The organism is Pseudomonas sp. S2_A10 (genome assembly GCF_054668465.1).
Genome location: NZ_CP162773.1, coordinates 53,223 through 67,336 on the forward strand (window position 1 = coordinate 53,223; position 14,114 = coordinate 67,336).

The window sequence follows — 14,114 nt, forward strand, 5'->3', positions numbered from 1 at the left end:
GCCATCGCTGGCAAGCCAGCTCCCACAGGGTTCAACGTCGTTCACAAGATTTGTGCTCACCGCAAAAACTGTGGGAGCTGGCTTGCCAGCGAGGGGCCGGCCCAGGCGCCGGAGAACTACAACCCCTCCAGCTCCGCCATCAGATCATTCAACCGGTCAACCTTCTCCTCTGTAATGTCGCTGGCCGCCAGCCCATCGATGTACTCGGCCAGTTCCTCCACCGTGCTGCATTCGAACATCGCGCGCAGCGGCACATTGCGTTGCAGGGCTTTCTGTACCCGCGAAGCGATCTGCGTAGCCAGCAACGAATGCCCGCCCAGTTCGAAGAAGTTGTCGCGCACGCCGACCTTTTCCACTTTCAGCACCTCAGCCCAGATATCAGCCAGGGTCTGCTCCAGCTCGTTGCGCGGGGCCAGATAATCCTCGCTCTGCAACTGACCGATCTCCAAGGCCGGCAAGGCTTTGCGGTCGAGTTTGCCGTTGGCATTGAGTGGCATCTGCTCCAGCCATAGCCAGTGCAGCGGCACCATGTATTCCGGCAGTTCGGCGCGCAGGCGCTGCTTGATCCGCTCCAGGCGTTCGCCCGGATTGAGCGCTGCGTCGGCCGCGACCAGATAACCGACCAGATGCTTGCCGTTGACGCCTTCCTGCACACCCACCGCCGCGTCGCGCACTTCCGGTTGTTCATGCAGGCGCGCTTCGATTTCACCGAGCTCGATACGGTAACCGCGAATCTTCACTTGATGATCGACCCGGCCGACGTATTCCAGCACGCCGTCAGTGCGGCGCCGTGCCAGGTCACCGGTGCGGTACAGGCGTTCGCCCGGCGCGCCGAACGGATTCGGCACATACACCGGCGCGGTGCGCAACGGATCGCTGACATAACCGCGACCGACCCCGGTCCCGGCGACACACAACTCACCCACCGCGCCCAAAGGCACCAGTTCCAGCGCGCCATCGAGCAGATACAGCAAGTTATTGTCGGTCGGCGTGCCGATCGGCAAGTAACTGCCGCGCGTCGACGCCATGTCGACACGGAAGAACGCCACGTCATCCGAGCATTCCGCCGGGCCGTAAGCATTGACCAGACCAATATCCGGGTAACGCAGCAGCCATTGATGGGCCAGTTCCGGCGGCATCGCTTCACCGGTCGGCAGCATCCAGCGCAAGCCGTCGAGGCTCAGACGCTCGGAGCCGAGCATGCCCTGAATCAGCGACGGCACACTCTCCAGCACAGTGATGCCCTGCGCCTGCACATGCGCCAGCAGACCGTGCGGATCGTGGGCAATCGCGTTCGGCACGATGTCGACCCGCGCGCCGAACAACGGCGCGGCGAGGAACTGCCAGACGGAAATGTCGAAGCTTTGCGAGGCGGTCTGCGCAATCACATCGGCCTCGATCAAGTCGAGGTACGGACGTTTGCTCAACTGGTTGTTGAGCATGCCGCGCTGCTCGACCATCACGCCTTTAGGCAGCCCGGTCGAACCCGAGGTGTAGATCACATAGGCAAGATTGTCCGGGCCACTGTGGATGCCGAGATTGTGCGTCGCTGCCACCGATGCCTGGACCTCTTCCCATATCAGCAGGCGCGGACGATTCGAACAGCCAAACTCTTCGAGCAAGGTCTGCGCCTGCTCAAGGCAGGCTGCGCTGCACACCAGCAAAGGCGTGCGGCTCAGCTCGATGATGCGGCTCAGACGCTGGCTCGGCAGGCCCGGATCCAGCGGCAGATAACCAGCGCCGGCCTTGAAGCTGCCGATGATCATGCCGAGCAGGTCGAGATTACGCTCGGCCAGCAGCGCCACCGGTTGATCCATGCGCACACCGGCAGCGACCAGGGCATGGCCGAGGCGGTTGGCGTTGTGATTCAGTTCGGCATAGCTCAAATGCTGATCGAGGCAACTGGCGGCGATGCGCTGCGGATGCGCCGCGACCTGCGCTTCGAACAGCGCCACATAGCTTTGCTCCAGCGGATAGTCGTGGCCGCTCTGGTTGCAACCGTGCAGGAGGAAATCGCGTTCTTCGTCGCCTAGCAGCGGCAAATCGGCCATGTCGCCATGGAAGCCGTCGACCAGCGCCAGCAGCAGGCGCTTGAACTCACTGAGCATGCGCTCGACCGTCGCCTCGTCGAAGTAACGCTGGTCATAGGACAGGTGCAAGCCAAGGTCATCGCCCGGGTAGCACACCGCTGTCAGCGGGAAGTTGGTATGGGTGCGACCGGAATCCGAGGTCGCATTCAGGCTCTGTGCACGATCAAGCACCGAGACTTCCACCGGGGCGTTTTCGAAGACAAAGAGGCTGTCGAACAGCGGCTGGCCTTTGGGCAATTCGCTCTGCTCCTGGATATTCACCAGCGGCAGGTATTCGTACTCGCGCAGTTGCATGTTGCTGTCGAGCAAAGCGCTGAGCCACTGGCGCACGCTGCTGCGCTGATCGTCCGCAGGCATCTTCACCCGCAGGGCAACGCTGTTGATGAACAGGCCGACGGTGCGTTGCATTTCCGGCATCTCCACCGGCCGCCCGGCCACAGTCACGCCGAAGAGCACGTCGCGATCGCCGCTCAGGCGCCGCAAAACCAGAGCCCATGCAGCCTGGGCGAAGGTGTTGACGGTCAGTTGATGTGCCTGCGCCAGTTCCCGCAGCCGTGCACCGTCCTCGACATTCAGGCGGGTGTAGCGGTCGCCGACGATCATGCCGCCGCTTTCACCGGCGTGTTCGCGCAGGAACGGCCGGTCGCTCGGGATCGGCGTGGTGCGCTCGAAGCCTTGCAGGTTCTGCTGCCACCACTGCCGCGCCTCGGCCAGGCTCTGGCGTTGCAGCCAGCCGATGTAATCGCGATAACGCGGCGGCACGCTCAACTGCGCTTCGCGTCCTTCACCGAGGGCGGTGTAGATTTCGAAGAAGTCGTTCATCAGCAGAGAACGGCACCAGGCGTCGATGAGGATGTGGTGGTTGCTCATCATGAACCAGTAACGCGCCGCGCCGACCTTGATCAGGCGCAGGTGGAATGGCGCCTGATTGAGCAGATCGAACCCGGCCTCGCGCTCGCTTTTCAGCAGCGCTTGCAGCTTCGGTTCCTGCTCGGTCTCGGCGACGGCGCTCCAGTCCAGATACTCGATCGGCGTGCGCCCCGGCGTGTGAATCACTTGCAGCATGTCTTCGCCGACGTTCCAGCAGAACGAGGCCCGCAATGCTTCATGGCGAGCGACCACCGCTTGCCAGGCCTGGGCGAAACGCTGCGGGTCGAGCTCGCTGTTGATGCGATAACGATCCTGCATGTAGTACAGACCGGTGCCCGGTTCCAGCAGGGTGTGCAGGAGCATGCCTTCCTGCATCGGCGTCAGCGGGTAGACATCTTCGATGTGCGCGGCCGGTACCGGCAGCGCATCGAGTTGCGCCTGAGTCAGTCTGGCCAGCGGGAAGTCCGATGGCGTCAGACCGCCGGCTTCGTCTCGCAGACAATGGGCTATCAGGCTTTGCAACTCAACGAGGTAGGCGTCGGCCAGATCGTTAATGGTTTGCGCCCCGTAACGCTCGGCACTGAAAGTCCAGCGCAGCAGCAATTCACCACCGTAAATCTGACTGTCGACACTCACCTCGTTGGGCAACGGCGCCTGCGGATCGTGGGCTGCACCGATTGGCTCATCGAGAGGACGGAACAATGCATCGGCGCCGAAGCTCTGGTCGAACTGGCCGAGGTAGTTGAAGGTGATCGGCGCCTGTGGCAGCGCGGCCATGCTCTGGCGGCAGCCGTCATCGGCCAGATAACGCAACACGCCATAACCGAGACCTTTGTGCGGCACGGCGCGCAATTGTTCTTTGATCGCCTTGATCGAAGCGCCCTGCCCGGCGGCCTCTTCGACATTTTGCGGAGTCAGGCGCAGCGGATAAGCGCTGGTGAACCAACCGACGGTGCGGGTCAGATCGATCTCGTCGAACAGGGTTTCGCGACCGTGTTCTTCCAGTTGAATCAGTGCCGAGGGCTGGCCACTCCAGCGGCACAGCACACGAGCCAGTGCGGTCAGCAGCAGGTCGTTGACCTGAGTGCGGTAAGCGCTCGGTGCCTGTTGCAGCAGCTGTCGGGTGCGCTCGGCATCGAGCCGTACGCTGACGGTTTGCGCATGGCGATTCTGCCTGCCGCCCTGCGGGTTTTCGCAAGGCAGATCAGCGCTCGGCCCGGCCAGTTGCGCCTGCCACCAGCTCAATTCCTCACGCAGCGATTCGCTGCCGGCGTAGGCCTGCAAACGCGCGGCCCAGTCCTTGAAGGCGCTGGTTTTCGCCGGCAGTTTCAGCGGCTGCGCAGTGTCGAGTTGGCGATAGGCGGTTTGCAGATCATCCAGCAACACGCGCCAGGAAACACCGTCGACCACCAAGTGGTGGATGGCGATGAACAGGCGTTGCTGAACATCCGCAACATCGACCAGCACCGCGCGCAGTAACGGGCCGTTGTGCAGATGCAGACTGCGTTGCGCGTCGGCGAACAGGGCTTCGCACTGATCCAGCGAATCGACGCTGACTTGCCAGAGCACATCCTCATTCGTCAGCGCTTGATGCGTCGCTTGCCATGCATCATCGGTTTCAGTGAAACGCAGACGCAGCGCATCGTGCTGCTCGATCACTGCCAGCAGAGCTTGCTGCAATCGTTGCGGTTCGAAGCGCACAGTCGGTTCCAGCAACAGCGCCTGATTCCAGTGCTGGCGCTGGGGAATGTCCGTATCGAAGAACCAGTGCTGAATCGGTGTCAGGCGCGAGTCGCCGTCCACCAGACCCTGCTCGGCCGTCACCTGCTCGGTGCGGCTGGCGACTGCGGCGAGGGTCTGCACAGTCTGGTGCTGGAACAGGTCGCGCGGGCTGAAATGAATGCCCTGCTGACGCGCGCGACTGACCACCTGAATCGACAGAATCGAGTCGCCGCCGAGTTCGAAGAAGTTGTCGTTGAGGCCGACCTGCCTGACGTTAAGCACATCGCACCAGATCTGCGCCAGGGTCTGCTCCAGCTCATTGCTTGGCGCGACATAGTCCTGACGATTGAGCTGCGGATCCGGCGCCGGCAAGGCGCGGCGGTCGAGTTTGCCGTTGGCGGTCAGCGGCATGCTTGCCAGCAGCATCAGGTGGGTCGGCACCATGTAGTCCGGCAGTTGCGCCTTGAGGTGCGACTTGAGCGCTTCGCGCAGTTCAGCCTGTTGCGCTTCGCCGTGTCCGGCGACCTCCGTAACGAGGTAACCCACCAACTGCTTGCCACTCGGCGCATCCAGCGCCAGCACCACTGCTTCGCGGATCGAAGGGTGATCGAGCAGACGCGTTTCGATTTCGCCCAGTTCGATGCGGAAACCACGGATTTTCACTTGATGGTCGATCCGCCCCAGATACTCGACCAGACCATCGGCACGCTGGCGCACCAGGTCGCCGGTGCGGTACATGCGTCCGCCATCAGCGGCAAACGGGTCAGCGACAAAACGCTCGGCGCTGATGCCCGGGCGGTCGTGATAGGCCTGAGCCAGACCGGCGCCGCCGACAAACAATTCACCGGTCGCGCCTTGCGGCACCAAGGCCAGATCGGCATCGAGAATGTAGGCGACCCGTGCGCCGATCACGCTGCCGATCGGCACACTGCCGGCGCCCTCTTCCAGTACCTGCGGCGCCAGACTGGCCAGCGGCATGACCACGGTTTCGGTCGGGCCGTAAGCATTGAAAAACTGCGCCGGTTGGAATGCCGCGCGAATGCGCTGCAGATGCTCGCCGGTCAGCGCTTCACCGCCGGTGATGATCATGCGCACCGGCAGGACTTCATTCTGCGTGGCAAGGAACTGCGCCAACTGGCTGCCGTAGCTCGGCGTGAAACCGAGGACGTTGATCCGATGCGCACGAATCAAGCCGCAGATTTCTTCCGCGTCCCACTGCCCTTGCGCCCGCAGTACCACCTGCGCACCGCTGAGCAGCGGCACCAGTAGACGTTCGGTGGCAGCGTCGAAGTTGATCGAATAGAAATGCAGTTCACAGTCGTCCGGGCGCATGCCGAAGCGTTCGATCACGGCCTGGCAGTGCATGGCGATTTCACCGTGGGAGACCACCACACCTTTCGGTTTGCCGGTCGAGCCGGAGGTGTAAATCAGATAAGCCTGATGTTGCGGCAGGCTGATAAACGGCAACTCGCTGGCCGGGTAGTCGGCCAACCCGGCGCTGTCATCTTCCAAACACCAGCGCGCCACGCTTGGCGGCAACTCACCGAGGGCTTCGAACATCGCCCGATCGCTGAGCAGCAGGCCGATACGGCTGTCTTCGATCATGTAATGCAGGCGGTCGAGCGGGTATTCCGGATCCAGCGGCACATAGGCGCCGCCCGCCTTGAGAATCGCCAGCAGGCCGATGACCATTTCCAGCGAACGCTCCAGCGCCAGACCCACCCGCACCTGCGGGCCGACCCCACGCTCACGCAGCGCCCAAGCCAGACGATTGGCCCGGGCATCGAGTTCGGCGTAGCTCAGGGTCTGCCCAGCGAAAGTCAGTGCTGGTGCGTCTTTGCGCGCCAGTGCCAGTTCGGCAAACAGATGATGGATGCACTGATCGAGACGATGCTCGCCCGGCTCGATGCCGAGGCTGTCGAGCAGCTGCTGTTGCTCGGTGTTGTCGAGCAGCGGCAGTTCACTGAGCCGTTGCTGCGGATCAGCGATCAACGCTTCAAGCAGGTTGCGCCAATGCCTGGCCATGCGCGCGATGGTCGGTTCGTCGAACAGATCGGTGCTGTAAGTCAGGCAGCAGCCGAGGCGATGGTCGAGGTCGGTGACTTCCAGATTGAGATCGAACTTGGTCGCCCGCGCATCGTTGGCCAGGTACTCGACGGTCATCCCAGCGAGCGTGCGGCTCTGCTGGAATTCCCAGCGCTGCACGTTGCACATCACCTGGAACAGCGGGTTGTAAGCCGCGCTGCGTGGCGGCTGCAAGGCTTCGACCAGATGATCGAACGGCAGATCCTGATGGGACTGGCCCTCGATCACGGTGTGGCGCACCTGCTCGAACAGTTCGCCGACCGACATCTGCCCGTCGAGCCGGCAACGCAGCACTTGGGTGTTGAGAAACGCCCCGATCAGCCCTTCGCTTTCCGGGCGAATGCGGTTCGCCACCGGCGCGCCGATGCGCAGGTCGGTCTGGCCGCTGTAGCGGTACAGCAACGTGGCGAGCGCGGCGGTCATGGTCATGAACAGGGTCAGACCGTTTTGCGCGTTGAACGCCCGCACCCGCGCGGCGAGATCGTCGCTCAGATCGAAACGGAACAGCTCGCCCTGATGGCTCTGTACCGGTGGACGCGGACGGTCGCCGGGCAGTTCGAGGAGCGGATGTTCGCGACCGAGCTGCGCGGTCCAGTAATCGAGCTGGCGCTGGCGCTCGCCGGACTCCAGCCAGTTGCGCTGCCAGACGCTGTAGTCGAGGTATTGCACCGGCAGCGGCTCGAGCGGTGATTCGCGCTCATCGACGAACGCTTCATACAGCGCGCTGAGTTCACGGGCAAAGATGTCCATCGCCCAGCCTTCGGTGACGATGTGGTGCAGGGTCAGGACGAAGTAATGCTCGTGCTCGGCGGTCTTGACCAGACAGGCGCGCAGCAGCGGACCGGTTTCCAGATCGAACGGCTGGTGCGCTTCTGCATCGGCCAGTTGCTGGACTTGTAGCTCCCGGACTTCTGCCGGCAGGCTGGAGAAATCCTTCCAGCCCATGCGCACGCCGGTCTCGGCATGCACCTGTTGGCGGGCAATGCCGTCGACACTGGGGAATGTAGTGCGCAGGGTTTCATGACGCAGGATCAGCGCCTGCAACGCCGCCTCGAAATGCTCGACGTGCAGCACGCCGCGCAAGCGCGCCATGCCGCCGACGTTGTACGCCGGGCTGTCCGGTTCCATCTGCCAGAGGAACCACATGCGCTGCTGCGAATAGGACAACGGCACCGCTTGGCTGCGGTCGACTTTGCTGATCGGCAGCTGTGGGTTGGTGCGGCCGCTGACCTGGATCAGGCGAATCTGTTCGGCGTAATCGCCCAGTTCGCTGTGCTCGAACAAGGTGCGCAGCGGCAGTTCGACGTCACAGGCCTGACGTGTGCGCGAAATGATTTGCGTGGCCAGTAGCGAGTGACCGCCGAGGGCGAAGAAATCATCACGCAGGCCAACCTGCTTCAGACCCAGCACTTCGCGCCAGATCGCGGCGATTTGTTGCTCCAGTTCGCTGACCGGCTCGATATGTTCACGCACCTGCCATTGCGGCTCGGGCAAGGCGCGGCGGTCGAGTTTGCCGCTGGGACTCAGCGGCATCGCATCCAGGCGCAGCAATTGTGCGGGCACCATGTATTCCGGCAGCTCGGCAGCGAGGGCAGCTTTCAGCCGAATGATTTGCTCATCGGCATTTTCATGCGCATCGGTCGCCGTGAAGTAGCCGATCAGTTGCGCACCGGCAGCGGTTTCCCGCACCAGTACCACGGCTTGGGCGACGCCATTTTGCGCCAGCAGTCGCGCCTGGATTTCTTCAGGTTCGACGCGAAAGCCGCGCAGCTTGACCTGCTGATCGAGGCGACCGAGGTATTCGATCACGCCATCCGAGGACCAGCGCGCACGGTCGCCGGTACGGTACAAACGGGCGCCCTGCTCGCCCAGTGGATCGACGACAAAACGCTCGGCGGTCAACGCTGGACGACCCAGGTAACCGCGAGCCAGACCAATACCGCTGATGCATAGCTCGCCCGGCACGCCCGCCGGCACTGGATTGAGATCGGCATCAAGGATGCGGCAGACCACATTGCCCAACGGCCGGCCAATCGGCGAGCGCTCGCCATCGGCAGTTGTGCAGTGCCAATGGGTGACGTTGATCGCGGTTTCAGTCGGCCCGTAACGGTTGTGCAATTGCACCGCCGGCAGTTGCGTCAGCACACGGTTGCGCAACTCGGCGGGCAAAGCTTCACCGCCGGAAAACACCCGGCGCAGGCTGGTGCACTCGGCACTCAGCGGCTCGTCGATGAATAGCGCCAGCAGCGGCGGGACGAAGTGCAGCGTGGTCACGCCGTATTGCTGGACCCGTTGCGCGATGCGATGCGGGTCGCGGTGCTCGCCGGGGGCGGCAAGCAGCAGCCGCGCGCCGCTGATCAGCGGCCAGAAGCATTCCCACACCGAGACGTCGAAACTGATTGGCGCTTTTTGCATCAGCACGTCGGTTTCGTCGAGGCGGTAAGTGTCCTGCATCCATTGCAGGCGCTCGGCCAGCGCGGCGTGAGTGTTGCCGACGCCTTTCGGTTGCCCGGTGGAACCCGAGGTGTAAATCACGTAGGCGAGGTTGTCGCCGTGCACTCGCAGTCCCGGTGCCTGGCTCGGCCATTTATCCAGGTGCAGCGCATCCATGGCGATCACGCTGACGCCATCGCTGGCCGGCAGACGCTCGAGCAATTGCGTCTGGGTCAGGAGCAGTTCGACGCCGCTGTCGCGGAGCATGTACGCGAGACGTTCGGCCGGATAATCCGGATCAAGCGGCACATAGGCGCCGCCAGCCTTGATGATCGCCAGCAGGCCGATCAGCAGTTGCGGCGATCGCTCGGCGGCAATGGCCACGCACACGTCAGGGCCGACGCCCTTGTCGCGCAGGTAATGGGCGAGCCGGTTGGACTGCGCGTGCAGCTCGGCGAAATCCAGAGTACCGCCGTCCCACACCAGCGCGGTGCGTTGCGGGTTTTTGCGCAATTGTTGCTCGAGCAGTTCCGGCAGCCATTGTTGCGCCGGGCTGCACGGGGCCACGCTCCAGTCTTTCTGCTGACTCTGCTCGCTGGCGGTCAGCAAGCGCAGATCGCCAATGGCCTGCTGTGGCTGTTGGCAAACTTCGCTGAGCAGATTGTGGAAATGCTCGGCCAGGCGCTCGATGGTCGCGGCGTCGAACAGCTCGCTGGCGTAGTCGAACGACAGGCTCAGGCGACCGTTGCGATCCTCTTCGCTGTGCAATTGCAGATCGAACTTGGCTTCGCGGCTGTGCCACGGCAGCTCTTCGGCGAGCAGACCCGGCAGGCGCTTGAGCGCACTGAGGTCGCGCTGCTGATGGTTGAACATGACCTGGAACAAGCCCTGATCGCGGGCCTGCGGGAACGCTTCGAGCAGTTGTTCGAAGGGCAGATCCTGATGGGCCTGGGCGCCGAGTGCGGCCTGGCGCGTCTGGTTCAGCAACTCGGCAAATGTCAGGCGTGAATCGATCTGCGCACGCAACACCTGGGTATTGATGAAGAAGCCGATCAGGCTTTGGGTGTCCAGGCGCGGACGGTTGGCGTTGGGCACGCCGATGCGAATGTCGCGCTGACCGCTGTAGCGGTGCAGCAAACTTTGCAAGGCAGCGAGCAGGACCATGAACGGCGTGGCCTGGTGGGCCTGCGCAGTCTGGCGGATCGCCTCGCTGAGTTCGGTACTCAAGCGCACGCTGTGGCGCGCGGCGCTGTGGTTGTGTCTGGCCGAGCGCGGGTGATCGGTGGCCAGTTCCAGTGGCGGATGTTCTTCGCCCAACTGCGCTTTCCAGTACGCCAGTTGCCGCTCGCCCTCGCCTTGCGCCAGCCATTGCCGCTGCCAGTTGCCGTAATCGGCGTATTGCGTGGGCAGCGCTGCCAGTGTCGCCGGCGTCCCTTGGGTTGCCGCCGCGTAGAGGCGCGAGAATTCGTCGAGGAGAATATTCAGCGACCAGCCGTCAGCGATGATGTGGTGCAGGGTCACCAGCAGTTGATGTTCTTCGTCATCGAGACGCACCAGTGTCACCGCCAGCAACGGGCCTTTTTCCAGATCGAACCGAGTGCGCGCCTCGTCTTCGCGAATCTGCTCGGCACGGGCTTCACGCTCGGACATTGGCAGGTCGCTGATGTCGATCAGTTGCAGGTTGAATTCGGCATCAGCGAGCACTTGCTGCAATGCCACGCCGTCGCGCTCGAAGAAACGTGTGCGCAAGGATTCGTGGCGTTCGATCAGTTGCTGGAAGCTGTTGCGCACGGCGTTTACGTCCAGCTCGCCACGCAGGCGCAGACCACCGGGAATGTTGTAGGCGCTGCTCTGTGGATCGAGTTGCCAGGTGATCCACAGACGGTTTTGTGCCAGCGATTGCGGCATCGGTTCGCTGCGCGGCAACGTGCTGATCGGACCTGGAGCGCTCCCGCCGTCCTGTTTTAGCTGCGCCACAGCGGCAGCGAAGGTGGACAGGGTTGGCGCTTCGAACAGCAGGCGCAGGCTCAGCTCCACATCGAGTGCTTCGCGAACCCGCGCAACCACTTGCGTGGCGGCGATCGAGTTGCCGCCGAGCAGGAAGAAATGGTCATCGCCACTGACCTGCTTGACGTTGAGTTGCTCGGCCCAGATTTGCCCGATCAACGCTTCAAGATCCGAAGTGCTGCTGGTCGCGGTTTCCGTTGCCGCTGTAATCGAAGGGAACTGCGCGTAACTGTCGAGGCTGCCATCAGCCAGACGATTGCGGCACGCCGAGCGCTGCAGTTTGCCACTGGAAGTTTTCGGCAACGCGCCCGGATTGAGCAGCACCACCACGCTTGGCGCCTCCTGATACGCCTCGGCCACGGCTTGGCGAATGGCTTTGATCAGCGCATCTGGCGCAAGGATTTTCTGCACGCTGCGGCTGATTTCCGCAGCGACGCCGATGCCCTCTTCGCCGTTGTGAGTGACCGCAAACGCCGCCACACGCCCCTTGCGCACCACTTCGACTTCGCGCTCGACAGTCTGCTCGATGTCCTGCGGATACAGGTTATGGCCACGGACGATGAGCATGTCTTTCAGGCGCCCGGTCACGAACAGTTCGCCGTCACGGATAAAACCCAGGTCGCCGGTGCGCAACCAGGTGCGGCCGGCGTGCTGGACAAAAGTCTTGGCGCTGGCTTCGGGGTTGCGCCAGTAACCGTGGGCGATGCTCGGGCCGGCGGCCCAGACTTCACCGACGGCATTGTCGGTCAGTTCCTCGAGCGTGTTGGGATCGACAATCAGCACCGCGTGCTCAGGCTGACTGATGCCGCAGCTCATGATCGCGCTGCCGTCGCCCGGCTCGGCGCGGTTTTGCGCCAGCGCCTGATCGTCCACGCGCAGCGCCGGGATGCCGGTGCCGCGCGGTGTGCCAGCGACAAACAGGGTGGCCTCGGCCAGACCGTACGAAGCCATGAAGCTGTTTTCGCTGAAACCGCAAGCAGCGAATTTTTCCGCGAAGCGTTCAAGGGTGTCGAGGCGAATCGGCTCGGAACCGGAATAGGCCACGCGCCATCGACTGAGATCGAGGCGCTCAAGGGCCGACTCGCTGACCCGCTCACTGCACAAACGGTAGGCGAAATCCGGGCCGCCGCTGATGGTGCCGCCGTATTCGGCAATCGCTTCCAGCCAGCGCAACGGCCGGCCGAGGAAGTACGCCGGCGACATCAGAATGCACGGTACGCCGCTGAAAATCGGTTGCAGCAGACCGCCGATCAGACCCATGTCGTGATACAGCGGCAACCAGCTGACGATGACGTCGTCCGGGTTGACGTCGATCCCGAAGCCGTGACGGATAAGCAGTTCATTGGCGACCAGATTGCCATGGCTGACTTGCACGCCCTTGGGCAGCGCGGTGGAGCCGGAAGTGTATTGCAGGAATGCGATGTGCTCGGGCGGCAGGGGCGGCTCAACCCACTGTTCGGCCAGTGCGCTGTCCAGAGTGTCGACGCACAACAGCGGCGGCGCGCCGTCTATTTGCTGCAAGGCGTCGCGTAGATCGGCGCTGGTCAGCAACAGCCTGGGCTCGGCGTCGGCGATGATCGACAGCAAACGCTCCTGATGATGACGACGGGCGGATTCCGGCGGATAGGCCGGTACCGCAATCATACCGGCATACAGGCAGCCGAAAAACGCCGCGACATAGTCCGCGCCGCTGGGAAACAGCAGTACCGCACGCTCACCGAATCCAGCCTGAGCCTGCAACGCAGCGGCGATGGTGCGCGCGCGTTGATCCAGTTCGCGATAGCTGAGCACCACGGTCTGCTCCGGGTTTTCGGCGAGAAAACGCAAGGCCAGTCGGTCCGGCGTCAGGACTGCGCGACGCTTGAGGGCATGGACCAGGGTGCTGGGGAGTTCGAACGCGTCGGTCATGAGGTTTCCTGCCTGAATTCGGCTTGCAAGTGGAATCGGGTGGCTGCGTCACACCTGTCGAGAGGCGTGCGGTGCGCGGTCTGTGCCGACCGCGCAAGGCATCGGAATGCGCTGAGGCCGGGGATCTGCACCCGGGCCATTCACCAATGAGAACGGATGGAGTGTGGAAATAATTAGTCGGCAGAGGCGACGTCCAGCGGGGCCAAGGTGCGGCGGCGTGTCGCAGTTGGCAAAACACATCGACTTACAGCACTACTTCTCTTTCTCATTTGACAATCATTATCATTCAACATAATTTGTCGCTCGATGTGTAGGACGGCGCCGTCCCCCGAGGCCCTCCCACTAACCTATTGGCAGCAAGGTGATTTCCATGACGGAACAAGTATCCACAAGCAGGTGCGATTCACCGCTACTTCAGGCATTCGTCGACAATCGACTGATTCTGGTCAAGATTGCAGCCCGTATTACCGGTTGCAGGTCTCGTGCCGAAGACGTGGTTCAGGATGCGTTTTTCCGACTGCAATCGGCCCCGCCGATCACGTCGTCGATCAAGGCTCAGCTGAGCTACCTGTTCCAGATCGTGCGCAACCTCGCCATCGATCACTACCGCAAGCAGGCGCTCGAACAGAAATACTCAGGCCCGGAAGAGGAAGGCTTGAACGTGGTGATTCAGGGCGCTTCGCCGGAAACTTCGCACATCAACTTCTCGACTCTGGAACACATCGCCGATGCGCTGACCGAGCTGCCCAGCCGCACCCGCTATGCCTTCGAGATGTACCGTCTGCACGGCGTGCCGCAGAAAGACATCGCCAAGGAACTGGGCGTATCGCCCACCCTGGTCAACTTCATGATTCGTGATGCTTTGGTGCACTGCCGCAAGGTCTCGGGCAGTCGGCGGGATGCGGTGATTGCGGGTCGTCGTTAGGATCCGGATTCTGCGTCAAGCCATTCGCGAGCAGGCTCGCTCCCACAGGGTTTGATCAACGACACAAACCCAGT

The 14,114-nt window shown here is 62.8% G+C and carries 2 protein-coding genes; one reads left to right on the forward strand and one right to left on the reverse strand.

Annotation, left to right across the window (positions count from 1 at the left end; genetic code table 11):
* Positions 1-116: 116 nt before the first annotated feature.
* Positions 117-13,115, reverse strand: a complete 12,999-nt coding sequence (locus tag AB4N41_RS00260) for a non-ribosomal peptide synthetase (RefSeq protein WP_460138309.1) — start codon at positions 13,113-13,115, stop codon at positions 117-119.
* A gap of 370 nt (positions 13,116-13,485) precedes the next feature.
* Here AB4N41_RS00260 and AB4N41_RS00265 point away from each other — a divergent pair, with 370 nt between their 5' ends.
* Complete coding sequence (locus AB4N41_RS00265; protein WP_008088195.1) at positions 13,486-14,040, forward strand: RNA polymerase factor sigma-70; 555 nt, start codon at positions 13,486-13,488, stop codon at positions 14,038-14,040.
* Positions 14,041-14,114 lie beyond the last annotated feature (74 nt).